This is a genomic window from Sphingobacterium sp. UBA5639, from assembly GCF_002421245.1.
GTDB lineage: Bacteria > Bacteroidota > Bacteroidia > Sphingobacteriales > Sphingobacteriaceae > Sphingobacterium > Sphingobacterium multivorum.
In genome coordinates, this window is record NZ_DIJR01000018.1 from 1 (window position 1) to 25805 (window position 25805).

Sequence of the window (25805 nt, forward strand, 5' to 3'; positions counted from 1 at the left end):
AGGGCTTCTTTCGTTTAGCTACCTGCCTGTACTTCCCCGTACAATGCTATTGCATATCCTCCGTACTTCCCTGTACAATGCTATTGCATATCTTCCGTACTTCCCCGACTGGCGCTGTCCTAGAGCCTCTACTGTCCCTATTCAAGCCACCTCCTACTGCTCCTTTCCGAAAAGGCTTTGGCTCGCTGGTTACAGTTGGATAGTGTGACACATTGAAAGATCAAGGTCTGCCACTGTGATGAGATTTGGTGTGTTATCGCGTATTGTACGGCGGGAAATGTGATTATGGTCACTTTTGATTTCAGATCTACTGGTGAAAAGTACCTTTCAGGATCTCAATTTTCGCTAAGTCATTTAGAACCAGTAGCCGAAATTAGTAACTAAGCATTGTAATGCGGTAATACAAAAGTGACGTACATCACTTTTGTACGCATTCCCCATCATTAAATTGTCATAAATTGCTGCTTACTTTTGAACCAGAATCAACAATTTAAGTAATGCAGTTAGAGCAATTTAATTACGACAACAAGATTGTCAGGAATTTCGGAATCGCTACCATTATTTGGGGAATAGTTGGTATGACCATAGGATTGCTTGTGGCGACGCAGCTTGTTTGGCCCCAAATGAACTTCGGATTGCAATTTACTACATTTGGCCGTGTACGTCCTGTGCATACCAATGCGGTGATTTTTGCTTTCGTAGGTAATGGTATTTTTATGGGAGTGTATTACTCCTTACAGCGGGTGCTTAAAGCAAGAATGTTTAGTGATGCTTTGAGCAAACTCCATTTTTGGGGTTGGCAATTAATTATTGTTGCCTCGGCTATTACTTTACCACTCGGTCTTACTTCAAGCCATGAGTATGCCGAAATGGAGTGGCCTATTGATATCGCAATTACCTTCATTTGGGTGGTATTTGGAATCAATATGTTCGGTACTATTATCAAACGACGCGAACGTCATATGTATGTCGCAGTTTGGTTCTATATTGCCACATTTGTTACAGTAGCCGTATTGCATATTGTTAACTCCATCCAATTGCCTGTAGCTGGCTGGAAAAGCTATTATGTCTACAAGGGCGTGCAGGATGCACTGGTACAATGGTGGTATGGTCACAATGCAGTTGCTTTTTTCTTGACAACCCCTTATTTGGGAATGATGTATTATTTCCTTCCTAAGATGGCCAACCGTCCAGTTTACTCTTACAAGTTAAGTATTCTTCACTTTTGGTCTTTAATCTTTATTTATATCTGGGCAGGTCCTCACCATTTGCTCTATACGGCGCTACCTGGTTGGGTACAGTCTTTAGGGGTTGTATTCTCCATTATGTTGATTGCTCCGAGCTGGGGCGGTATGATCAATGGCTTGTTGACCTTACGTGGTGCCTGGGATAAGGTACGGACAGAGCCTATGTTAAAATTCATGGTCGTGGCCCTTACTTGTTATGGTATGGCGACTTTCGAAGGCCCTATGCTATCTTTAAAGCAGGTGAATGCAATTGCTCACTTTACCGACTGGATCGTGGCACACGTACACGTAGGTGCATTGGGATGGAACGGCTTTATGACATTCGGTATTCTGTACTGGTTGATACCACGTATATATAAAACGGAGTTATATTCTAAAAAATTGGCATCAACGCACTTTTGGATAGGTACCTTGGGTATTTTGTTCTATGCGATCCCGATGTATTGGGCAGCTGTAGTACAAGGCTTGATGTGGAAAGAATTTACACCGGAAGGGGTTTTGAAATATCCCAACTTCCTTGCGACAACATTGGAAATTTTGCCAATGCACATGATGCGTGCATTAGGTGGTGCACTTTATCTATCGGGCGTGTTCCTGATGACGTTCAACTTGATCAAAACCATGCAAAAAGGGAAGCTTTTGGCCAATGAGCCTGCAGAAGCTCCTGCATTATTGCCGGTTCAAGTAAACGAACAGTCTCAACACCGTCGCCTTGAACGTAAGCCAATTTTATTTATGGTACTGGCTCTTATTGCCATCCTCATTGGGGGTATGGTGGAAATGGTGCCGACTTTTACAATTTCTAAAAACGTTCCAACGATTGCGAGTGTAAAACCTTATACAGCATTGGAACTTCAGGGAAGGGATCTCTACGTAAGAGAAGGTTGTGTAAACTGTCACACGCAAACTATTCGTCCATTTAGATCCGAAACCGCACGTTACGGAGAGTATAGCAAGGCGGGAGAGTTTGTTTACGATACACCGTTTTTATGGGGTTCGAAGCGGACGGGACCAGATCTGCATCGCATCGGTGGAAAATACCCAAATAAATGGCACTTTGATCACCTGTTGGATCCGACGATTACCTCGCCAGGAAGTATTATGCCAACATATCCTTGGTTGATCGATCAGAAGCTAGATAATTCTATTCTGAAAGATAAAATGAAAGCGTTACGGAAATTGGGAATTCCCTATACCGATGCGGAAATTGAACATGCTGAGCAGGATCTTACCAAACAGGCACAAAAAATTGCTGATGATCTAAAACAAAATCAAGTGAATGTGTTAGCTGACCGTGAGATTGTAGCTGTAATTGCCTACTTACAGCGATTAGGAACAGATATAAAAGCAGCTCCAAAAGTAGCTGATAATGTTAACGCAAATCAATAAAGCCATGTTTAAGCAAATAACAAATCTAAACGGCAGTGAGCTTTATCTAATTGCATCACTTTGGATCTTCTTGGTGTTCTTCATTTCAGTAGCAATCATGTTGTTTCGAATGAAAAAAGACTATGTTACCTATATGAAGGAATTGCCTTTGGAAGAAGATGAAACAGAAAAGGAACTGAATCATTCACCTGATAGTCTATAATATATGAGTTTATTATTGGATACTGCACCAGCTACCGCAGAAGTTGTTCAATCTACGATAGGATTCGGTACAGATAATTTATACACAGATATCTTAATTGTTGTATTGATCGTTGTGATGCTGGCTCTTCTTGCTTCGGCATTGATGGTCAATCGCGCGATGAAATCCATCATTAAGATTACCATGCCTGAATTGGCCAAGGAGGAAAAACTCAAAAAGGCGGCGAATAAGGGCTGGATGAAAAGGTCGTGGAACAAGATCATGGGGATCAGACCGATTTCAGAAGAAAAGGATATTGTTATAGACCATGAGTATGATGGTATCCGCGAATTGGATAATCCGATTCCGATCTGGTTTAATTTCCTTTTTTATGGAACGATTTTTTTCGGCCTTGTTTACTTATTTGTTTATCAGGTGTCGGGCATCGGAATGAACCAGGACCAGGAGTATGAACATGAGATGGTCGTTGCCGAGAAAGAGCGTCAGGCTTATCTTACTGCTTCTGCGAGCAATGTAGACGAAAGTAGCGTGGAGTTTCAGCCGGAAATGGCAGCTGATGGAAAAGCGATCTTTACCGCAAACTGTGTCGCTTGTCACGGTGGTAGTGGCGAGGGAGGCATCGGACCTAACTTGACCGATAAGTTTTGGCTTCATGGTGGCGAGATTAAAGATATCTTCAAAACCATTAAGTATGGTGTTCCTGATAAAGGAATGGTGCCATGGGAACAAACGTTAAGTCCTGCACAAATCGCACAGGTTGCCAGTTATATTATCACCTTAAGGGATACACACCCTGCTAATCCAAAAGCTCCGCAAGGTGAAGAGGTAACCTATGGTGGTGGCCAGGCTGCAAGTGGAGAGAAGGCGGCGGATGAGAGCAAAGCCGATCAGGCTGAAACAGAAAAAAAAGCAGAGTAGTAAATTGAAATAGCAATGAGTACAGTAGTCGTGAATAACGCCAATAACGGTGGATCTAAGTCAAAAAAAAGACAATGGATTTATGCCAAAAAACCGCAGGGAGAGCTTTACAAAAAGAGACAGTGGGTTGGGTATTCACTACTGCTGTTCTTGTTTGTAGTTCCTTTTATCAAAATAAATGGTGAACCGTTTCTCATGTTCAACATTATTGAGCGAAAGTTTTCCATCTTAGGAAATCTGTTCTATCCACAGGATCTCTACATATTCGTATTCGGCATGTTAATCGTGATGGTATGTGTGGTTTTGTTTACTGTTGTCTTTGGACGGGTATGGTGCGGATGGACTTGCCCCCAGACCATTTTTTTGGAATTAATATTTAGACGAATTGAATATTGGATCGAAGGTGATTGGCAACAACAAAAGAAATTGGATGCTGGACCCAATACGGATCAAAAACAATTGAAAAAGTTTTTGAAACATGGTATATTCCTGATCATATCATTTTTCATTTCAAATATCTTTTTGTCTTATATCATCGGTGTTGATGCACTGATGAAGATCGTCACTGATCCATTGGACCAACATATAGGTGGATTGATATCAATAATCATCTTTACATTGGTTTTCTATGGTGTGTTTGCGTACGTCAGGGAGATTGTATGTATTGCAATTTGCCCTTATGGCAGATTGCAGGGCGTACTCCTCGATGACCAAAGTATCACTGTCGCCTATGATCATCGACGTGGAGAGCCAAGAGGAAAACAGCAAAAGGATGCAACGACGACACATGGAGATTGTGTAGACTGCAAACTCTGTGTACATGTATGCCCCACAGGAATTGATATTCGAAATGGTCTGCAATTAGAATGTGTAAGTTGTACGGCCTGTATTGATGCCTGTGATACTGTCATGGACAAAATTGGAAAGCCTAAAAAGTTAATTGGCTTTTATCCAATGGGTGAGATTGAAGGAACACTGAAGAAAAAAAGCAATACGAGGGCAATAGCCTATTCTATCGTGTTGATTGCATTAATGTCGGTCTTTAGTTTTCTGTTGTTCAATCGTTCTCAGGTGGATGGAAGATTGCTTCGGGCAAAGGGAAGCACCTACCAGCTTCGTGATGATAAGACAATAAGCAACCTGTATTCTTTGGAATTGATTAATAAGTCTGGTAAAGAAATGCCTTTTAAATTGGTCTGTGATGATCCGCGTTTAACGATTCAACTGGTCAATCCTATTCAAAAATTGAGTAAAGATGGGCATGCGACACTGAGCTTTTTTCTAATTATCGCGAATAAGGATGTTGAGACCTATAAAAGTAATGTAAAATTAGCTATCTATTCGGGAGATAAGAAAGTGGAAAGTTTAAAAACCACTTTTATTGCGCCTCCGGGTATGAATTAAAATGAAAAACAATGAATTGGGGTACAAAGATTTTTTTAACCTTGGCGGTATTTATGTTGTGTATAGTCGGAGCTGGAATATATATGGTGAGTCATGATTCGGATAGTCTGGAAGAAGATGACTACTATGAACAGGGGCTGAATTATGATCAAGCTTACGAAAAAAAGCAAAATGTATTGATGATGAAGGAATCACCGACAATAGAAATCAGGCAAGATACCTTGTATATTCATTTTGTTTCCAAAGAAAATAAAGGGAAACTGCTGTTTCGAAAACCTTCGGATAATCGATTGGATAAAGAATTACCATTTCAGACAACCAGTAATTTATATACACTGCCCATTTCCACTTTCGATAAAGGAATGTGGAATTTGTATATTGACTGGAAGAGTGTAGGTAAAGATTTTTTGTTTGAAGAGCATATTTTATTTTAGTTTAACGAAATGAGCTATACCTATTTTGCATTTTTCATGGGATTGTTTGGAAGCATACATTGTGCGGTCATGTGTGGTCCATTAATTTTTGCTATTGAAGGAAGGCAGGGTTTTGGTTGGAACGTTTTTTTTAATAAAATACTGTATCAATCCGGAAGGGTACTGACTTATGGTTGTTTAGGACTTTTACTCGGTACGATCGGAACATTTGCGCAGATTCAAGGTTGGCAGCGAAGTTTGAGCTGGGCCACAGGTATTATTCTGATCGGAATTGCTTTATTCCAGCTTATTGGTAAGCATAATCGGAAAATCGCTAGCTGGCAGACGAAGGCTGTGCAGCCAGTTGTACGCTTATTGTCGAAATGGCTCTATAAACCGGGGGGGAGTTTTATTGCTGGCGTACTGAATGGCTTATTGCCCTGTGGTATGGTCTACATGGCACTCATGTCGTCCATAAATGCAGACAGTCCACAGCAAAGTTTCTTTTTTATGTTGTGTTTTGGCTTAGGAACTATCCCGCTCTTGTTTGCGTTTTCTTTTCTGGGAAATTTCTCCAGATCTTTCAAAATCGGATTTTCGAAATGGGTTCCCTTTCTCTATTTCTTATTGGGAATTTGGTTTATACTCCGGGGTGCCAATTTAGACATTCCTTATTTAAGTCCATTCATTCATGTCGATGGTGCAATAAACTGTGTTTAACGACAAACAATATGTCGATGCTAAGTATTATATTTGGTATAACCCTTAGCACACAATATGGAGGTACTTCATCATATTTTACAGATTGCATTAGAATATTATTGGATTCCCTTACTCATCCTTTATATTGGTGTAATCGGGACGATTTTGATCGAAAACCGTAATCCTTCCAAGACCATTGCCTGGATTATGGTCATTGTTTTCTTACCTGTCGTCGGTTTGCTCAGTTACTATTTCTTTGGTCAGAAGTTTAAGAAGGTCAAAAGGATGAAACGCGTGTATCGCGAGCAGTCCAAAAAGCTACTGGATGCCTGGCGTAAGGAATCCGAAATTATGGAGGAACATATTGATACGTTAAATGAGCGGATCGGTAGTTTGGCCATGGTATACCGCTACCTTAAAAATCAAAAGATCTCTACTTTTTCCCTCAACAACGATGTCACCCTGTTTATCAATGGGGAAGAAAAGTTTCCGGTACTTATTGATAGTCTTAAAGCTGCGCAGCATTCCATTCACATGGAATATTATATTTGGGAAATGGATGAAATAGGGCAGGAGATCTTACATATTCTAGAAGAAAAAGCAAAAGCTGGGGTCACCGTACGTCTGATATTGGATAGTTTTGGTGCTCCAGATGTAATTAAATATTTACGGCGGCATAAACCCGATTTTGTGTTTCAAGCTTTTCTTCCAGTAACCTTTAGTTCCTTGGCGAATAGCAACTACCGAAATCACCGCAAGATAGCGGTGATCGATGGGAAAATAGGTTTTGTCGGCGGAATCAATATTTCAGATCGGTATATCAATAACGGAAAAAATGAGATTTACTGGCGGGATACGGCGATGATGGTTGTCGGCGCAGCAGTAAATACGTTGCAAATCCAGTTTTGGAACAGCTGGAACCAGACAGATGGGGAATCGTTTGAATTGGGCCGCGGTTATTTAAACCGATTTCCTCTTACCGATGAAGATGCGAGTGGAGTAGGATTTACAGCCAGTGATCCTGGATCGCCAGCGCCTTTCAATATGGAAGCAATTATTGCCGGTATCAACGAAGCAAAAGAATATGTACAGTTGTGTACACCTTATTTTATTCCCAGCGATCAATTGACGACTGCTTTAATGCTCGCGGTATCTTCCGGTGTCCGTGTGGACTTGATGTTGCCGGCCCAGTCTGATTCGTTTTTTGTACAGCATGCCTCCTTCTCATTTATAAAACCACTACTGGAAAGAGGAGTTAATGTATACCTCTATACAAAGGGATTTCTGCATGCCAAAACCATCTGCATTGATGGGAAGCTGGCCTATATCGGTACGACAAACTTGGATATCAGAAGTTTTTACATCAACTTTGAAATCTCGGGAATTGTATCGGATAAAGAGCTTTGCGACCGTCTTAATGCACAATTTTTGGCTGATATCGAAGTTTCAGACCTGATTACAATTCGAAAGTGGATGCAGCGAAGCCGCTGGAAAAGAGGAGTAGATTCTATCTGTAGGCTTTTGGCTCCATTGCTCTAATTACTTTTAGCGCGTCGGAAATCGTCCCATGAATAGGTATAATAAATGTTAAAAATACCCCAATGCGGTTGGTCTTTGCTCAAAATTGAATATATTTAGCTATTCATTTTTTATTCTAAGACTTTCAATGAAGCACATAAAACTATTGACTTTATCGATAGGACTGTTAGGAATAGGGACCACTTATGCCCAGACTACACCTACATTGCCTATTAATACAATCGTAGAACGAGTTCAGAAATATTTTCAGGTTTACCCAGTTGAAAAGGTACATTTACATTTCGACAAGCCTTATTATGCTGTAGGGGATACTCTCTGGTTTTCAACCTATTTATCCCGCAATTTGGCCGAATATGAGCCGAGTAAAATAGCTTACGTGGAAGTGCTGAACAGTCGCGATTCCCTGATTCAGACACTAAAAATTCCATTGGATAAAGGGGTAGGAAATGGGCAGATTGTACTTGATCCTCAATTTATGTCTCAGGACAATTATCGCTTTAGGGCCTACACAAAATGGATGGCCAACTTTGATAATGCTTACTTTTTTAACAAAGTGGTGCCAATCGGGGATGTAATCAATAAGAAATTGATTACGAACATTGAATTTCAAAATAACATTGGTGGTAATAAAACCCAAGCTGTCATACAGTTCCGCGATCGTACGGGAAAACCGATGATCAATTCAAAAATCAATTGGGAGTTTGTGTCGGGATGGGAAACCTTCGACAAGGGCAAAGCTGAGACCGATGGGCTGGGGAAAGTAATCATAAACCTGTCTGCAAAAGAAAAGGCAAATCTGGAGAAAGGACAACTGAAGATTAGCATTCAGGAAAATAAAAATGAAAAACCTTTGTCCAGTTCCTTCTTGCTCAAAAATGCCTTGTGGGATGCAGATGTGCAATTCTTTCCTGAAGGGGGTGATATTATCGCTGGATTGGCCAAAAAAGTTGCATTTAAAGCCATTGGATCCGATGGTAAGGGGCTAAAGGTAAAAGGTAGTATTTTGGATTCAAAGGGCAAGTCGGTAGCGGAGTTTGCAGACTTTGGAACTGGAATGGGCTATTTTTCTCTTCTGCCGCTCGCAGGAGAAAATTATCAAGCTGTTGTGAAGTTTGAGAATGGACAGGAGCGCAAATACAAATTGCCGGCTGTTGTCAGTGACAAGGCAAATGTTGTTTTTGTAAAACAGGATGCCACGAATGCGGAGTTTGCCGTGGTAACTAGCGAGGAGAATTTTTCAAAGAACCCGGGGCAATCTTATTATGTTTTGGTTCAGTCGAATGGCCATCTCTGTTTTGGCGCACAGGTGAATTTAAAATCTTCGTCTGCATTGGTCAATATTCCGAAAGAGCGTTTGCCAAATGGTATTGTTCAGGTAACCTTATTGAGTCCGGACGGAAAACCTATCAGCGAACGCTTGGCATTTGTTCAAAGTGAAAAGCTTTTAAATATTCAAGTTACCAGCGATAAGCAAAGCTATAAGGCTAAAGACTTGGTCAATCTTAAACTTGCTGTGGACAACAATGGGCAGAAGTTCCCCGGAAGCTATTCAGTCGCTGTAATAGACGAATCCAAAGTTCCTTATAATGATCAGGCAGATCTCTCTATTGTGAGCAACTTTCTGTTGACTTCGGACCTCAAAGGAAATGTAGAAAACCCAAATTCATATTTCGATGAAAAGAATCCCAATCGGGATAAAGCGCTGGATGCACTATTAATGACACAGGGATACCGTCGATTTGACTACCCGACACTTATATCGGAGAAGTTGCCACAGATCAGTTTTCTTCCCGAGCAAGGAATTGAATTATCCGGTATACTTCGGATGAATACTGGACGCCCTTATCCAAATGGAGGGTTACTTTTATCGGTTCCTTCGCGTAATATTAAGAAAGACGTTTATACGGATCAGAATGGACGATTCACCTTTAAGGATCTTGTGTTCCCGGACTCGTCTAAAGTAACGGTTAATGCCCGCTCTAACGACAATTACCGGAGCCTGGTTATTAATATGGATCAGAGCTTTTACCCGGAGATCGATAAGAATAATGGCTATAAAAGTTATTTTGTGCCGAATATAGACCAGGCTTTTGCTCCTTATTTGGCGAATAGCCGAAAAGAGTATCGAAAATCGATCCTTCTGGATGAGGTCGAAGTGACAGGCGTAGTGAAGAAAGCAATCACCAATAAAGATTTTCCATCTATTTCGGGCTTATCCATGCCGGAACACCGTATTGAACCCGAGCGTTTGACCGGTTGTAACGTGTTGACCATGTGTCTTCAAACGGTATTGACTGGCATTACTTATGATCCGCAGACATTGAAATATTATGTTTCCCGCGATTATAATGCGGGGGGACGTACGCCTGTTCAGTTCTTTCTGAACGGTATGGCTATTGATGAGCCTGGATTGAACAGCATCAATGTCGCGGATATCGAAGGAATCGAAATCTTCTTACGTGATGAATTGGGAACAGTCTCCAGAATGTATCAAAATAATGGTGTTGTGTCCATTTATACGAAAAAAGTGGAAGCGAAGAAGCCGCGAATGTCATTGAGTGAAATTGAGAGCATGTTGCCAAAATCAAATGTGATCGATATGTATCCTCTAGGTTATATTAAAGAACGCAAATTCTATGTTCCAAAATACGATACGCCGGAAAGAAAGGCTGTAAACGATTTGAGAACGACCATTTACTGGAATCCGAAAGTCTCAATCACAGAGACGGGGGAAGCTGCCATTCAATTTTATAATGCCGATGGAAATGGAAATTACAAGGTCATCGTCGAGGGAATGGATCAAACAGGTAACATTGGCCGTAAGGTTATAAATTACGGTGTTCAGCCTTAAGCCTTGCCTATAGGAGTTCATGAAAAAAGAACGCTGTGCTCAGTAACCTGGGGACAGCGTTCTTTTTTAACAAAAAAACACCCCCTTGATGGGCAAGGAGGTGCTAACTAACCAATTATAAACCTAAATTATGAAAAGTATTTTGTCGCTATTAAAAGCGTTAATCTTCTTATTTATAAAGTATATTTCAAATCCTATGCCAAATAGCGTTTATGGTCCTTTTGGCAGATTTTAGTTAACTTTTTGGATCATTTACTTATTCAAGCCGAAATAACAAGGTCTACACCGTGGTTCATAAGCTTCTTTTTCACCCAAAAGCACGGTTTCCGTATCCTTGGTCAGGCGGTAGGAATAATTCGCTGGAGCGCCACATTGCATGCAAACCGCATGCACCTTCGTGACGTGTTCGGCTACTGCCATTAAATTGGGAATTGGACCAAATGGTTGCCCTTGAAAATCCATATCGAGACCGGCAACGATCACCCAGATACCACTATTTGCCAATTTGACACATACCTCTGTCAAACCGTCATCAAAAAATTGTGCTTCATCGATTCCGACAACTTGGGTCGATGAACTTAAGAGTAGGATCGCTGAAGAATGATCAACGGGTGTTGATGGGATGCTATTGCTATCGTGAGAAACGACCAACTTTTCATCATATCGCTTATCAACCGCTGGTTTAAAGATTTCGACATTCAAACGTGCATATTGTGCTCGTTTTAGCCTGCGAATCAGTTCTTCAGTCTTGCCCGAGAACATCGATCCACAGACAATTTCAATGCTACCATATTGTGCGGGGCGCAAAGCCAAATTATGTTCGGAAAAAAGCATTTGATTAATTTAATTTTGTCGGAAGGTCCGCAAATAAGGTGATTTTTGTAAAATGACCTCCCATTATATTCTGTTTTTGACACCGCTAATATCAGAATTAAATATTAAATTTGGGTAGCAAAAATTGGGCGTAAATCCAAATATTTCTAAATCAAAGGATTGGGTTTTCCACTTTTTGATCGGTTGCAGGTATAAGTGTTATAAATAATTAATTGGTGATTTCAAATAGAATTATGGGTACTAAAGAGGAAATTTTTAATACGATAGGCGATTTATTACAGGATTTAAATGGACAGTATCTGACCTTGTCGGAACAGGGCAGCTTGTCCGAAATTAACGAATTAGTAACACTAGAAGCGAAGGCACAGGCTGTGGCTGCCTACATAACTTTACTTAAGACCAAGGCCGTTCTTCAGGGAGCTCAATCGCAGCATACGTTAAGTACTGCTGCCTTAGACAGTAAGAAGATTGCTTTCAACGACTATTTTACACCGCCTTCCACCCTTAGATCTTCAGCGCAGCAAGTTGTTGCTGAACCCACTGAAAGCGAGATTCAAGAAGCTCAACCAGTTGAAGATTTCAACCGTGGAAATGAAGAAGCCATTGTAGCAAATGAAGAAACCAGTGTGGAGGAAAACGAAGTCCCATTTGTTTCTGAACGTGAACCTGTAAAATTGGAAGAGCCAGAAACCTCATTTGTTTCTGAAAGTGAACCGATACAATCGGGAGAGCCTAGCCCTGCAATTGCTGAACCTGTCGCTCCGCCAGTTGTTGCAACGCCACCGGTTTTTGAGGCTGCTCCAGTGGAGGAATTAGCTTATCAGGCAGAAAAGGAAGTTACAGCGCAAGTTGAAGAACCTACTGTCTTCGTTACAGAAGTCATCGAAGAACCAAAAGAAGTCGTAATTGAGCAGCCGCAAGAAGTGTTTATTCAGGAAGAAATCAATACGGTCATTGAAGAAGCTCCCGCGAGACCATTGACCTTAAATGAAATTATCTCTCAACAGAAGCAAGCTGGCGTGCAGAACCGTGTTTATCAGGTAAATCAATCTGGACATAGCGATAAACTCACAGATATTAAAGCAGGAATAAGCTTAAATGATAAGCTCTTATTTATTAAGGATTTGTTTAATGGGTATAGTTTAGCGTATAGTGAGGCTGTCGAATTATTGAATAGATTTACAAGCTATGCGGAAGCGGATGCATTTTTGCAGACAAATTATGCGATTAAAAATAAATGGGCAGATAAACCGCATACCGTTGAAAAATTATACAACGTCCTACGCAGAAGATACAACTAAAATTCTAAAGTATAAAAAAACAGCTCCCGTTCTACTGGAGCTGTTTTTTTATACCTATATTTTTGGTTTTTTAGCTTAGTTGAAATTGTAGCCAATCGTTTCCTTCATGACCATACACAAAATACTTTGGCTGAAGAATTTCGGCTAAAGATTCAAGTTCTCTCAAATAATTATATCCGGGAATCTGTGCAAATTGTTTATTGGTCATGATGAAGACCTGATCGAGCTCGATAGCTTTGGATGATGCGATAGCTGCCGAATTCAACAATTGTGGAATTTGGATAAATGTCTGTTCTCCCTGACCGATGACAATGATTTTATCGGCTTCATTTTCTGTTGTAACTGGAATACCACCGGCTATTTTTATGGCTTCCTGCAGATAGGCAGAACGGTTTATTTCAAGCGGCTGTATTTGGTCCAGTACCAATACCTTGGGCCTGTCAGTAGCCGAAATAAACTTAAGCTTATGGATAAGAATACTTGTTTCGTCTTCAATTTTTTCAACCAGTTCAACTGTTTTATCAATGGCATCGAGATCAGTCCCGATACGTTTGATATAGGAGATCATATCGTCAATGTCGACAAGTTGAGGGCGATCTGAAATTAATGTGTCGTAGGTTTCAGCTGGAATAGCTGCCGGATTTAGGTCCAACTGGTCCAAAATATGGGCGACTAGTTTTTCTTGATTGCTTTGCATGTTGCAAAAATACAAAACCTTCCTGACTTCGCAGACACCAAGAGCAATGAAAGCGAACTGAAAGTTCTTTCTGGCCAATAAGATCAGACAACCTTCAGAAAAAAAGGGAAGCATTGGCGAAAGTAAATTAGCAATAGTAGGTATGCGCAGATTTTTGTAAATTGGCCTGAAATAAATGATATAAATATGTTTGACAAATTATTTCAAGCCCAGCAAAAGGCGGAGGAAATCAAGAAAAGATTGGATTCAATTTCTGTGTCTGGTGAAGTGGAAGGTGGTTTAATCCGTGTGGTAGCGACAGCAAACAAAGAGATAAAAGAGGTTACCATCGATCCTGTATTTTTATCAAACGCAGATAAGGAAGAATTGGAGGAGTTGCTTGTGGTTGCTCTGAATAAGGCAATTGCGCAAGCTGAGAATATCAGCCAGGCTGAAATGCAGGCGGCAAGTAAAGATATGTTGGGTGGACTAGGAGGACTAGGCGGATTATTTAATCAATAGCGATATTATCATGAAAGCAACTTATTACGGACAGTCTTGTGTAGAGTTTGATTTTGACGGAACGAAGGTTCTTTTAGATCCATTTGTTACTTATAATCCACTTGCAAAAGAAATCGATGTCAATACAATTAAACCGGATTATATCTTTTTAAGTCATGGACATCAGGACCATGTGGCCGATATGGCGACGATTCAAAAAAACAGCGATGCCACTGTTTTAGCGATTGTTGAAACTGCAGGCTGGGTGAGAAGACAGGGCGTACCTGACGATAAGGTGATCGAATTCAACTTGGGCGGAACAGTTCAACTGCCTTTTGGTTCGGTGAAGATGGTGTATGCTGCACATACCAATAGTACACCTGATGGTCAATACGGCGGGTTTCCTGTGGGATTTGTCTTCCATGTAAAAGGCAAAAAAATTTATTTTGCCGGCGATACCGCACTGACTATGGAAATGAAATTGCTGGCAGACATGAACCTGGATTGGGCATTTTTACCTATAGGTGGGCACTATACAATGGATGTGGATGATGCAATTAAAGCGGCTGAGTTTGTGAATTGTGCTCGGGTAGTTGGTATCCATTACGATTCATTTCCGCCAATAACGATCGATAAACAACAAGCTTTGGATAAATTCCAAAATGAGGATATTTCATTGTCATTGCCGAAAATCGGTGCAACATTTGAACTATAAACACTAAAACAAAGCCGAGCTTGCTCGGCTTTGTTTTAGTGTTTTCCTGATTATATGCAGATCTCTGTTGTGTTCATTAAGACATGACAATCTTTATGAGATGACAATCTTTTTAAGATCTTCCAGGCTGAAAAGAGGGATATCGATGATTTTATTCTTCAGGATTTGTTCTTTATTTTCTTCAAAATAGAACAGCTTCCATTCCCCATTTTTATATTCTAAACTACTGAGGTTTTCAATCCAATCTCCTGAGTTCATATACGTGCAGGTTCCTTTTCGGGTAATGACTTCTTTGATTTGAGGCTGGTGGATGTGTCCACAGATGACGAAATCGTAATTTTTTTCAATCGCTAGTTCAGTCGCTGTATGTTCAAAATCTGATATATACTTGACGGCCTTTTTAACGGAGTTTTTGATCTTTTTAGAAAGAGAATATTTCTCCTTACCCATTTTATCTAGGCAATAATTAATGATATTATTGAGCTGGATAAGTTTGTCGTAACCCCATCCACCGAGTTTGGCCAACCATTTAGAATGATGAATGGATGCGTCGAAAACGTCTCCATGAAAGATCCACACTTTTTGATTATTGAGTGAAAGAAGGAGTTTATTGCTCAGCTTGATATTACCTAATTTTAGATCGGTAAACTTGCGCAACATTTCATCGTGGTTGCCCGTGATGTAATGTACTTCTGTCCCCGAAGAGCTCATGTCAATGATTTTTTTGATGACTTTTAGATGTTCTTGCGGAAAATAGCTTTTTTTAAATTGCCAAATGTCTACGATGTCTCCATTGAGTATCAGTATTTTGGGAGATACGGACTCTAGATAAAGTAAAAGCTCTTTAGCTCTACTACCGTAAGTACCTAGGTGTAAATCTGAGATTACAAGTATATCAAGGCTTCTTTTCATTTGCAATAAATTTGTTTATTCATTTATGTCTACCAAGATGTCCTTTGTAGATTTTTTTTCTATGCGTCTGTTGAGGACTATATTTGACCTTTGCCGGATTTGTCTGAAATGAATCGATCATAAACGACCTTTTTTACCGTTTTTGAAGTTATTCTAAGCCGCAATATTTCATTTAATCAATCTGTTAACTTCTATTACAAAAAAAAGATACTTTTATTTTGTACCGATGAAATTCCTGTTATTAAATCATTAAAATGTCTTGTAAAACGGTATGAGTTAGTTAATTGGAAATTAATATTAGTAGGGAATTTTCGGTACGGAGAATATTGGGAGGTCGGAGGACTGGGGGAAGAGCAATAAAAAAGGTATCCAATTTTATTGAATACCTTTCCTTATGTTAAAGATTATTTTTCTTTTTCTATTTGGCAGTCGCTGCTGCTCTATCGATGTGGAATTGTACTAAATCGTCGATAGGGGAGCGCAAGATCTTGCCTACTTTCATTCCATATTGCTCAGCTTTTTCTGCTAATACATTTCTGAAATTGTAACCAACCGAACCGATACAGTTGAAAGTATAGCTTTGATAGTTAGGGTATTTGCTGACAAGATTTCTGAAAAATGCTTCAAAAGCTTCATCAACAATATTGCGTGTGTATTCGATATTTACATTGTTGTCATAGACAAATTTGCTAAAGCTTGCACAGAAACGATTTGGCATTGGTTTGGTATAAACCGCGTCCATAATTTCGTCCTTTGTCATTTTATACGTGTTATAAAATACTTCTTTAACATCTTTAGGCATCAAATTACGAACATAATCTGCCAGTAATTTTTTACCAATATAACTACCAGAACCTTCATCACCTAAAATGTAAGCACCTGAGTCGATGTTTAATGTGATTTCTTTACCATCGTATAGACAAGAATTTGTTCCTGTTCCTAAGATCGCAGCAAATCCGGCTTGAGTTCCTAATAATGCTCTTGCTGCTGCAAGAAGATCGTGTCCTACTTCAACTTCAGCTGTAGTAAATACTTGTTTTAAAGCATCAACAACAATTTGTGCTTTTTCCTTGTTATGAACACCTGCACCATAATAGTTTACCTCTGAGATTTTTTCAAAAGGTAAATCTTGCGGTAGTCCTTTTTTTAGGGAGTTTACAATGTATTCACTATCAACAAAATAAGGGTTGTACCCTTCCGTATTGAAGTAGATTTTTTTATTCGAATCGTCTAACAAACACCAGTTTGTTTTTGTTGATCCCCCGTCAGCAATGATTATCATTATTGAGTAGTTTTAATTGTGTTTATCGTTATAAAATGAGTAATCAATTCATTAATCAATTCCCCGAAAATACATTTTTTAATTTTAAATATCATAATTTATACGCTTATTTTTCAAAAAATAAATTTTTGTACTTTGGTGACTATATAAAAAAACTGGCTTAACGGTGTTGTTAAGCCAGTTTTTGAGCTGTGTAATAAAATTGTTTAAATAGTGTACTATTTACAATTAGTGAGGGGTGTTAATGGCCTCCTTCAGCCTCTATTTCATCAATATTGATTCCTTGTTTTGTTAATATTCCCTTAACAAATATCGCAAAGAAAACAACATAACAGAATCCGATTAATGGTAGAATATACGAGTTATGGATACCGATAATATCCGCTAATTTTCCTTGTATCGGAGGAAGAACACCACCACCAAGAATCATCATCACAAGAAATGCCGAACCTTGAGCGGTATATTTTCCTAAACCTACAATGGACAAACTGAAAATTGAGGACCACATAATTGAACATGCAAGACCGCCTGATAAGAAAGCATAGATTGCAATAGTACCCGATGAGAATAGGCCAATTAACATCGCAATGATTCCAAATAATCCAAAAATAATCAATGTACGAGCAGGTTTTTCTTTACTTAGGTAGAATGCTACAATTTGAAGAATAATACATATGACGTAATAATACAGATGTGACATCTCAAATCCTGCAAGCGTATTGACGCCGATGATAATGGAGAATGCAATCAGAGGAACGATAATCAATAATCCATTTTTAGTTGATTTACTCAAGTTAAATGCTGTTATAGCACCAGCCCAACGACCGATCATCATACTTCCCCAATACATGGATACATAAGGTGTAATTTGAGATGATTGCAAATGACCAAATTCCTTCAATGTTAATAATTCGCCGAGGTTACTACCGATTGCGACTTCGATACCGACATAGATAAAAAGCGCGAGCATACCCAAAGCCAATTGTGGATATTTCATCGCACCCCAACCTTCTGGATTTTTTTGCGCGCTCTTATTGGAGAACAATAAACCACCGATCACAACGACCAATGCTCCTGCCAACCATAACATGCGTTGCATTTCGAGTGGTTTGGCAACTTCTTTAATGTGCAGTTTGAGTTGATCGATCTGAACCTGATCTGTTAAACTTGAAACCTGTTTGTGTAACTGCTCTACCTGCAAGGCTAAATCGCTCTTATAGCTTAAAAACACTGGCGTGAACATACCAAAAAGGAGGATGGTCATAATGATCAAGGTACGTAAAGCTTTATTCGCTTTTTCCATTGGCTCATCACTAATTCCAGCAGGAACTTTTTTACTGAAATTAAATAATGCTGCAGCTAACAGGAACAATAGACCAACACCAATATAAAGATAAACAACCTTGTTTAGCGGAAGGTTGGCGATCTCTGAGTCAGAAATAGGCTCAAAAGTTCCGAATAAGGAAAACCCGATAACAAGAGGGCCTATTGTTGTACCAAATGAGTTGATACCACCGCCTAGGTTCACACGGGAAGCACCCGTTTTTGGATCGCCCAATAAAACCGCAAATGGATTTGCTGCAGTCTGTTGTAAAGAAAAACCAAGGGCTACAACGAATAGTCCCAATAACATACCAACATACAAATTTACTTCGACAGCAACAATCATGGCTGCGGCACCCAAGGCCGAAAAAAGTAAACCGTAAACTATACTCTTTTTATATCCCCATTTTCCAACCAGGTCCTTTCCCCCGATTGAACTGAATATAAATAGTAACAATGCACCAATATAATAGGCTGTATAAAAAGCAAAGTCTATTAACTGGGATTGAAACTGGTCTAAATGAAAGTAATTTTTGCAGAACGGTATAAAAACACTGTTCCCTGCCGCAATGAACCCCCAAAAGAAAAACACAATAATCAATGTGTAGAGTGCGGGGTAATTGGTTTTAGTTTGTTGCTGTTCCATATAAGGGATCTAAAAACTTAAATTTTGAAAGGTACGAACTTATGAAAAAAAATATAAAATTCAATCTAAAAATGTTGTTAAATCGTTTTACTAGCTACAATAGTAAATATTTTTTTTGAAATATTTTGAAATAACAAAATTTGTTTTTTTCTTTGTCTAGGTTCTCAATATTTAATCCACTTCGGGTTTAAAAGAAATCATTAAGTTCTTCATCTCACTTAATCATGGAAACTTGTTTAAGTGTGTAATCAGAATTCAGAAAAAAGCTCAAAAAAAAATCCAAAAATCATACACAACACATTAATGGATATTAACGAATTAAACGCTAAACTCGTATCGGAATTGCGCGAGATTGCTAAGTTGATCGGTATCGCAGATGCTGATAAATTGCGTAAACAAGAATTAATCGAAAGAATTAGCAATACTGGTGGGGAAGAGGAAGCAGCACCAGCGCCAGCTGAAAAAGCAGCTAAAGTAGAGGAAGATAATCAGGAACATGCTGAGCGTACACGTAAACGTGTGCGGACCGTAAAAACTGCGGAACCTGTCACGGTAAGAAAACGTGAAGTTTCTGAGCATGACGAAGCCCCGGTTGCAACCGAAGATACACCAGCAGCAGATAAAGGCCCCCAACCTGAAAAAGCAACACAAACTCCTAAAGCAGAAAACACTTCTTCAAGTACAGATTTCGATAATGTGATCGTTAATGAGGGTGTATTGGAGATCATGCCTGATGGTTATGGCTTCTTACGTTCATCAGATTATAACTATCTGACTTCTCCTGATGATATTTATGTATCACAATCTCAGATCAAATTATTTGGTTTGAAAACGGGAGATACGGTACGTGGTTGTATCCGTCCGCCTAAAGAGGGTGAAAAATACTTCCCTCTGGTACGGGTTGAGGCTATCAATGGACAAAATCCGGCTGAGGTACGCGATCGTGTGCCATTTGATTATTTGACACCATTATTCCCTGATGAGCGTTTAAATTTAGATATGGGTGTTGGAAATTACTCTACACGTATCATGGATTTATTTACGCCTATAGGTAAAGGTCAACGTGGACTAATCGTTGCTCAACCGAAAACGGGTAAAACAAACTTGTTGAAAGAGGTTGCAAATGCTATTGCAAAAAATCACCCAGAAGTTTATTTGATTATCTTATTAATCGATGAGCGCCCTGAGGAGGTTACTGATATGGCGAGAAGTGTACGCGCGGAAGTTGTTTCTTCGACATTTGATGAGCCGGCTGACCGTCACGTTAAAATTGCAAACATCGTGCTTGAGAAAGCTAAACGTATGGTAGAATGTGGACATGATGTCGTTATCTTGTTAGACTCGATTACAAGATTGGCACGTGCCTATAACACAGTGGCGCCTGCGTCAGGTAAAATTTTGTCAGGTGGTGTGGATGCGAATGCTTTACACAAACCAAAACGTTTCTTTGGTGCTGCCCGGAATATTGAAAATGGTGGTTCATTGACGATCTTAGCAACAGCATTGACAGATACAGGTTCTAAAATGGACGAAGTTATCTTTGAGGAATTCAAAGGTACAGGTAATATGGAATTACAGTTGGATCGTAAGTTGGCAAACAAACGAATTTTCCCTGCGATCGATATCACCGCATCGAGTACACGTCGTGATGATCTATTGACTGACAAAGAAACATTACAACGTATTTGGGTACTTCGTAACCACTTATCGGATATGAATTCTACAGAGGCCATGGAATTTTTACAAGGTCAATTGCGTGGCACTAAATCAAATGAAGAATTTTTGATCAGTATGAATGGGTAATTCCATCAAATTTTGATATTTTAGCCATCATTTTTAATCAAATGATGGCTTTTTTTATAAAATAGATCCTGTACATGAAAAAACATATCCCAAATCTGCTGACTTGTCTAAATTTATTTAGTGGCTGTATCGCTGTATTGATGGCATTGCAAGGCAATATTCAAGTTGTCACTATTTGCGTATTTGCTTCCGGGATATTCGATTTTTTTGACGGAATGGTAGCGAGACTACTTCATGTTAAATCGCCAATAGGAAAGGAGCTGGATTCGTTGGCTGATATGGTCAGTTTTGGTTTTTTACCTGGGACAATCATGTTTACCTTGTTGACAAAGGTATTTCCTGATGGTTCTCTGTTACCTTATTTAGGGTTTATCATTACTGTTTTCTCGGCTTTACGTTTAGCAAAGTTCAACCTGGATGAGCGCCAAACTTCGGATTTCATTGGTTTGAATACGCCAATGAATACATTTTATGTGCTTTCTCTACCTTATATCGCAGACAAATACCCACAATTGGTTTTAAATCCGATTGTATTAATCGGTAGTGTTCTTTTAACCAGTTATCTTTTGGTAAGTGAAATTAGGTTGTTTTCGATGAAATTTAGTTCGATGGATTGGAAAACGAATAAATTTCGCTTCATATTTTTGATCCTGACGCTGATCTTGTTTATTGTTGGTCAATTTATGGCTTTACCGATTATTTTAATTTTATATTTCCTATTATCAGCATTGCATTTTAATAAAAAAAACGATCTGGTTTAGATCGTTTTTTCATATTGTTCCAATTCAAATAGAAGCTCTTTCATTTCAATATCGATAACACCAAAAGTGGCCCGAAGGCTGTCAAGAGATGCTTCGTTCTTTGAATTGGTCTCTAATTCCTCAAATTTTTCTTTTAAGTGAAAGGCACCGATATAGTCCATTGTCGGTTTGATGTGATGGGCTGTATCACCAATCTTTTGAAGATCACCTTCAACCAGCGCTTGTCGGAGCTTGTCGAGATCTACAGGTGTTTGAATAAGATACATGGATACAAATTGTTTGATTAAGTCTTGGTTGTCAAACATGTTTTGGTTGATCAGTTCAATATCGATATGGTTCATCGTCGCTAATTTTCTTTACAGGTAAGTCGTCTTTGCATTTATTCAATAAATATACGTTATTTTTTTTGTAAACGGGATGGATATAGGCTGGTGCTATTTCCACTAAAGGCTCCAGTGTAAACCTGCGATCAGCAATAAAAGGGTGTGGAATCTGCAACGATGGCAGATCGATAATTTCCTGGTTAAAGTAGAGTATATCAATATCAATGACTCTTTCACCCCATTTTTTTATACGGATACGTCCTAATTCCTGTTCGATGTGTTGTGTCAGGTTTAAGCATGCTAAAGGCTGTAACCGGGATGCCACTAAAACGACCTGATTTAAAAAGGGCGGTTGGTCTTCAACTCCCCAGGCCGCTGTTTCATAGATCGAAGAAGCTTCAATAATTGCTCCAACATGTGTTTCAAGTTGTTTTCTCGCTAGATCAAGCTGTTGAAAACGATCCCCAAGGTTAGTGCCCAATAGTATATAAATCTGATTCATGATGCTAAATTAAGATTTTGTGAAACTTAGTTGTTTGAATTTCGGCTATTTTTTGGATTTAGTGTATTAATGGTCTATGGATATGTAAATTTCTTTCAGGCTATGAGCCTTAATTTCGCGAATAAAATGTGGGGTAGATGAAATAAAAGACTGGGTGAATAAAAAATATTGCATTACCTTTAGTGAAAATAAGTCTTTTCACAGGAAGATCGATTATGGATCGGATTTAATTACAAAATATGAAATCATTTTTTAAGTACGTACTGGCAACAATTACGGGGATTGTGATCTCTTTTGTTGTGTTGTTTATTGTTTTGATGGGGATTATTGGGGCCATCATCAGCTCGGCATCCTCGGATCAGGAGATTGTTGTTAAAAGCAACTCGGTTTTATACCTATCCTTTGATTATGATATTTCAGAGAGAAGCGAAGCGAATCCTTTGGGTAGTCTCAATCTTCCAGGTTATTCCACTAAAAATATTGGTCTAGACGATATTTTGGCGAGGATCAAGTATGCGGCGACGGATGGGAATATTAAAGGGATCTATTTAGATGCTAGTCATATCGGAGTTGGCTTTGCAAGTTTAAAGGAAGTGAGAGACGAACTTTTGGCTTTTAAGAAAACCGGGAAATTTGTTGTTGCTTATAATGCGGGGTATGACCAAAAGGCCTATTATGTAGCGAGCACCGCCGATAAGGTGTACGTTAATCCGCAAGGGACGATTGATTTTAAAGGTTTGGCAAGTTCTACGATGTTCTATAAAGACCTTTTGGACAAGGTTGGGGTGGAGATGCAAATTGTGAAGGTAGGTACATTTAAAAGTGCTGTTGAGCCTTTCTTTTTAAATAAAATGAGTGATCCCAATCGCTTGCAGGTAACATCATATTTGGGAAGTATATACAGTACCTTTATTAATGAAATAGCAGCGAGCAGAAATATTGCTGCCGATTCATTACGGGCTATTGCGAATGACTATCGTGTCCGGGATGCGGACGACGCGGTAAAATATAAGCTTGCAGATGCCAAGTTGTATAAAGACGAACTTTTATCGGATTTGAGAAAACGTTTGAAAATTTCGGAAAAGGATGAGATATCGTTTGTTTCCCTGTTGGATTATAATAAAAAGTTAAAAGATGATGCGAGCGGATCTGAAGTCGCGGTTCTTTATGCTGCCGGAGAAATTGTTGATGGTGAAGGAACAGGACCAGGTCAAATCGGTGGTGATAAATTCTCCCGCGAACTACGAAAATTAAGAGAAGATGATGCTGTTAAAGCTGTTGTTTTGCGTGTGAATTCACCAGGAGGATCTGCTTTAGCGTCCGATATTATTTGGCGGGAGGTTATTTTGACCAAGAAAGTGAAACCCGTAATCGTGTCGATGGGAGATTTAGCTGCATCAGGTGGGTATTATATCTCGGCGGCAGCAGATTCGATATTTGCTGAACCAACTACAATTACAGGATCTATTGGTGTATTTGGTGTGATTCCTAATTTCCAAAATCTGATGAACAATAAAATTGGAGTGCATTATGATGGTGTAAAGACGGGTAAGTTTGCTGATTTGATGACTTCTTTCGATCGGCCGTTGACAGCAGAAGAAAGGGATATCATCCAGCGGGAAGTGGATAAAGTATATGGTACATTTACTAAAGTTGTTGCAGACGGCCGTAAATTATCCATTGCTGATGTAGATAGTATTGGGCAGGGAAGAGTTTGGACCGGTGCGCAAGGTGTGAATAATAAATTGGTTGACCGTCTCGGAAACTTGGATGCCGCTATTCAGGCTGCCGCAAAAAAGGCCAATCTGAATAAATATAAAGTGTCCCAATATCCGGAGAAAGAAGATCCTTTTACCTCGATATTAAATAATTCAAAAGAAAAAGTCCAAGTTTGGATTGCAAAAGAGCAAATGGGCGAATATTATCGTTATTTTGATGTCGTGAGAAAAGCTACAGCACAGACGGGGGTGCAGGCGAGAATGCCTTATAGCGTTGAGATTCACTAGTAATTGATTCGTAAAGGAAGTCCAATCGTGGTATGGTTGTAGGTGATTATAATTTATAACGATGCCGGTAATTCTTACGTTGCGTGCGGAGAAGTTCGATCCAATGTACGGATTGCCATGAATAAATAATTATTTCTAATGAAAGCAAATGCTTTTTTTTATATTTAGCTGTTCGTTTGACAAAACGACCTAATCCCAAATCAATAAAGTTACAGAATGAAAACAGTAGACGATTTAAATTTTGCAGGTAAAAAAGCCTTGGTACGTGTGGATTTCAACGTGCCTTTGGATGAAAATTTCAATATTACGGATGATAATCGTATCCAGGGAGCGGCTCCAACAATAAAGAAGATCTTGAACGATGGTGGAAGCGTGATATTGATGTCCCATTTAGGAAGGCCAAAAGATGGTCCTACTGATAAGTATTCATTAAAACATATTGTTGCTCATCTTTCACAGGTTTTAGGTACTGATGTTCAGTTTGCCAATGATTGTATCGGTACAGAGGCCGTAGAAAAAGCGGCAGCTTTACAAGCTGGTCAGGTTTTATTGCTAGAAAACCTTCGCTTCTATAAAGAAGAAGAAAAAGGAGATGTTGAATTTGCTGAGAAGTTGTCAAAATTAGGCGATATCTATGTGAACGATGCTTTCGGTACAGCCCACAGAGCTCATGCTTCGACAGCAATTGTTGCGCAATTTTTTCCAGGAGCTAAATATAGCGGTTACTTGATGGCTGCAGAAGTCGGAAATGCAGAAAAAGTATTAAACAATCCGGTTAGACCATTTACGGCTATCATGGGTGGAGCAAAAGTTTCTGATAAAATTCAGTTAATTGAGGCCTTATTGGATAAAGTTGACAACCTTTTAATTGGTGGAGGTATGGCTTATACGTTCATCAAAGCTAGAGGGGGTGAAATTGGTCAATCATTGGTTGAAATCGATAAACTTGATTTAGCGAATGAGTTGGTGAAAAAAGCGAAGGAAAAAGGTGTAAACTTGGTTATTCCTACGGATGCTCAGATTGCAGATGCATTTTCCAACGATGCCAATGTATATGATGGACCAAATGATCAAATTCCTGCAGATTTGCAAGGTCTGGATATTGGTCAGGAGTCTGCAGCAAATTTCGCTGCGATCATCAAAAATTCTAAAACAGTTCTTTGGAACGGTCCAATGGGTGTTTTTGAATTTGATACCTTTGCAAAGGGTACCAAAGCTGTAGCTGATGCTGTTGTGGAAGCAACGAAGAATGGGGCATTCTCTTTAATAGGAGGTGGTGATTCTGCTGCTGCGGTAAGTAAATTTGGTATGACTGAAGATGTAAGTTACGTCAGTACAGGTGGTGGTGCGCTTTTGGAATACATGGAAGGAAAAGTTCTTCCAGGGGTGAAGGCACTTGAAGATTAATATAAATCAAAATCTTTAGAAAGGGACAACATAGGTTGTCCCTTTTTTATTAAAAAAGATTGAACAAAAGTAAAATTAAGAAAAACGGTTAAAACCGTTACTATGCAGTAGTTTATAAATTGACGGTCTGAATTTGGAAGGTAGTGTA

Annotated in this window: 23 protein-coding genes; 16 read left to right on the forward strand and 7 right to left on the reverse strand. The window is 39.2% G+C overall.

From position 1 onward, the window contains the following. The 9 genes from B4Z90_RS10805 to B4Z90_RS10845 form a co-directional block, all read left to right on the forward strand. Positions 1 to 208 (forward strand): hypothetical protein (locus B4Z90_RS10805; RefSeq protein WP_286802182.1); only part of this gene is annotated, 208 nt, incomplete at its 5' end. Between the two features lie 289 nt (positions 209 to 497). Continuing rightward, positions 498 to 2636 (forward strand): cytochrome-c oxidase, cbb3-type subunit I, encoded by a 2139-nt coding sequence (ccoN, locus tag B4Z90_RS10810; RefSeq protein ID WP_070570421.1) that lies wholly within the window; start codon positions 498 to 500, stop codon positions 2634 to 2636. A gap of 4 nt (positions 2637 to 2640) precedes the next feature. Beyond that, entirely contained in the window at positions 2641 to 2838 is a 198-nt protein-coding gene (locus B4Z90_RS10815) for a hypothetical protein (RefSeq protein ID WP_201639492.1), read from the forward strand. Between the two features lie 3 nt (positions 2839 to 2841). Further along, positions 2842 to 3756, forward strand: a complete 915-nt coding sequence (locus B4Z90_RS10820) for a cbb3-type cytochrome c oxidase N-terminal domain-containing protein (protein ID WP_070570423.1) — start codon at positions 2842 to 2844, stop codon at positions 3754 to 3756. 15 nt (positions 3757 to 3771) lie between these two features. Next, positions 3772 to 5160 carry a cytochrome c oxidase accessory protein CcoG gene (gene ccoG / locus B4Z90_RS10825; protein ID WP_070570425.1) on the forward strand — a complete coding sequence of 463 codons (1389 nt, stop codon included), beginning with the start codon at positions 3772 to 3774 and terminating at the stop codon, positions 5158 to 5160. A gap of 11 nt (positions 5161 to 5171) precedes the next feature. Next, on the forward strand, positions 5172 to 5594 hold the full coding sequence (locus tag B4Z90_RS10830) for a FixH family protein (protein WP_070570427.1): 423 nt from the start codon (positions 5172 to 5174) through the stop codon (positions 5592 to 5594). Positions 5595 to 5603: 9 nt separating this feature from the next. Next, a complete protein-coding gene (locus B4Z90_RS10835) occupies positions 5604 to 6293 on the forward strand; it encodes a sulfite exporter TauE/SafE family protein (RefSeq protein ID WP_115047675.1) in 690 nt (229 codons plus the stop codon). 57 nt (positions 6294 to 6350) lie between these two features. Next, on the forward strand, positions 6351 to 7814 hold the full coding sequence (gene cls / locus B4Z90_RS10840; RefSeq protein ID WP_070570431.1) for a cardiolipin synthase: 1464 nt from the start codon (positions 6351 to 6353) through the stop codon (positions 7812 to 7814). Between the two features lie 127 nt (positions 7815 to 7941). Further along, positions 7942 to 10665 (forward strand): carboxypeptidase regulatory-like domain-containing protein, encoded by a 2724-nt coding sequence (locus tag B4Z90_RS10845; protein WP_201639490.1) that lies wholly within the window; start codon positions 7942 to 7944, stop codon positions 10663 to 10665. Positions 10666 to 10917: 252 nt separating this feature from the next. Here B4Z90_RS10845 and B4Z90_RS10850 read toward each other — a convergent pair whose 3' ends face one another. Next, the gene (locus B4Z90_RS10850; RefSeq protein WP_070570435.1) at positions 10918 to 11499 is read right to left on the reverse strand and encodes a thymidine kinase; all 582 of its coding nucleotides are present in this window, start codon (positions 11497 to 11499) and stop codon (positions 10918 to 10920) included. Between the two features lie 233 nt (positions 11500 to 11732). Here B4Z90_RS10850 and B4Z90_RS10855 point away from each other — a divergent pair, with 233 nt between their 5' ends. Further along, entirely contained in the window at positions 11733 to 12800 is a 1068-nt protein-coding gene (locus tag B4Z90_RS10855; protein ID WP_201639489.1) for a hypothetical protein, read from the forward strand. A gap of 70 nt (positions 12801 to 12870) precedes the next feature. Here the strand turns inward: B4Z90_RS10855 and B4Z90_RS10860 are convergent, their stop codons facing one another. Then, positions 12871 to 13497, reverse strand: coding sequence for a hypothetical protein (locus B4Z90_RS10860; RefSeq protein ID WP_139145107.1), 627 nt, complete (start codon positions 13495 to 13497; stop codon positions 12871 to 12873). A gap of 186 nt (positions 13498 to 13683) precedes the next feature. Here B4Z90_RS10860 and B4Z90_RS10865 point away from each other — a divergent pair, with 186 nt between their 5' ends. Continuing rightward, positions 13684 to 13998, forward strand: coding sequence for a YbaB/EbfC family nucleoid-associated protein (locus tag B4Z90_RS10865; protein ID WP_046671896.1), 315 nt, complete (start codon positions 13684 to 13686; stop codon positions 13996 to 13998). 10 nt (positions 13999 to 14008) lie between these two features. Beyond that, positions 14009 to 14692: a metal-dependent hydrolase gene (locus B4Z90_RS10870; protein WP_046671897.1), complete on the forward strand. Its 684-nt coding sequence runs from the start codon at positions 14009 to 14011 to the stop codon at positions 14690 to 14692. 93 nt (positions 14693 to 14785) lie between these two features. On the opposite strand, the gene B4Z90_RS10875 is transcribed toward B4Z90_RS10870, so the two are convergent. The 3 genes from B4Z90_RS10875 to B4Z90_RS10885 all read right to left on the reverse strand — a co-directional run bounded on the left by B4Z90_RS10875 (position 14786) and on the right by B4Z90_RS10885 (position 18855). Continuing rightward, positions 14786 to 15604: a UDP-2,3-diacylglucosamine diphosphatase gene (locus B4Z90_RS10875; protein ID WP_046671898.1), complete on the reverse strand. Its 819-nt coding sequence runs from the start codon at positions 15602 to 15604 to the stop codon at positions 14786 to 14788. Between the two features lie 418 nt (positions 15605 to 16022). Then, positions 16023 to 16886: an N-acetylglucosamine kinase gene (locus B4Z90_RS10880; RefSeq protein ID WP_046671899.1), complete on the reverse strand. Its 864-nt coding sequence runs from the start codon at positions 16884 to 16886 to the stop codon at positions 16023 to 16025. Between the two features lie 241 nt (positions 16887 to 17127). Further along, positions 17128 to 18855, reverse strand: coding sequence for an MFS transporter (locus B4Z90_RS10885; RefSeq protein ID WP_201639488.1), 1728 nt, complete (start codon positions 18853 to 18855; stop codon positions 17128 to 17130). Between the two features lie 303 nt (positions 18856 to 19158). Here B4Z90_RS10885 and rho point away from each other — a divergent pair, with 303 nt between their 5' ends. After that, positions 19159 to 20658, forward strand: a complete 1500-nt coding sequence (gene rho, locus B4Z90_RS10890) for a transcription termination factor Rho (RefSeq protein WP_201639487.1) — start codon at positions 19159 to 19161, stop codon at positions 20656 to 20658. A gap of 74 nt (positions 20659 to 20732) precedes the next feature. Further along, entirely contained in the window at positions 20733 to 21419 is a 687-nt protein-coding gene (pssA, locus tag B4Z90_RS10895; protein WP_070570444.1) for a CDP-diacylglycerol--serine O-phosphatidyltransferase, read from the forward strand. On the opposite strand, the gene B4Z90_RS10900 is transcribed toward pssA, so the two are convergent. Then, positions 21416 to 21760, reverse strand: coding sequence for an Hpt domain-containing protein (locus B4Z90_RS10900; RefSeq protein ID WP_201639486.1), 345 nt, complete (start codon positions 21758 to 21760; stop codon positions 21416 to 21418). The genes pssA and B4Z90_RS10900 overlap by 4 nt on opposite strands. After that, positions 21741 to 22244, reverse strand: coding sequence for a 2-amino-4-hydroxy-6-hydroxymethyldihydropteridine diphosphokinase (folK, locus tag B4Z90_RS10905; RefSeq protein ID WP_070570448.1), 504 nt, complete (start codon positions 22242 to 22244; stop codon positions 21741 to 21743). Before folK ends, B4Z90_RS10900 begins: the two co-directional genes overlap by 20 nt. A 239-nt stretch (positions 22245 to 22483) precedes the next feature. Between folK and sppA the strand changes: the two genes are divergently transcribed. Further along, positions 22484 to 24250, forward strand: a complete 1767-nt coding sequence (gene sppA / locus B4Z90_RS10910) for a signal peptide peptidase SppA (protein ID WP_070570450.1) — start codon at positions 22484 to 22486, stop codon at positions 24248 to 24250. A 216-nt stretch (positions 24251 to 24466) separates the two neighbouring features. Continuing rightward, positions 24467 to 25657 carry a phosphoglycerate kinase gene (locus tag B4Z90_RS10915; protein ID WP_070570453.1) on the forward strand — a complete coding sequence of 397 codons (1191 nt, stop codon included), beginning with the start codon at positions 24467 to 24469 and terminating at the stop codon, positions 25655 to 25657. Positions 25658 to 25805 lie beyond the last annotated feature (148 nt).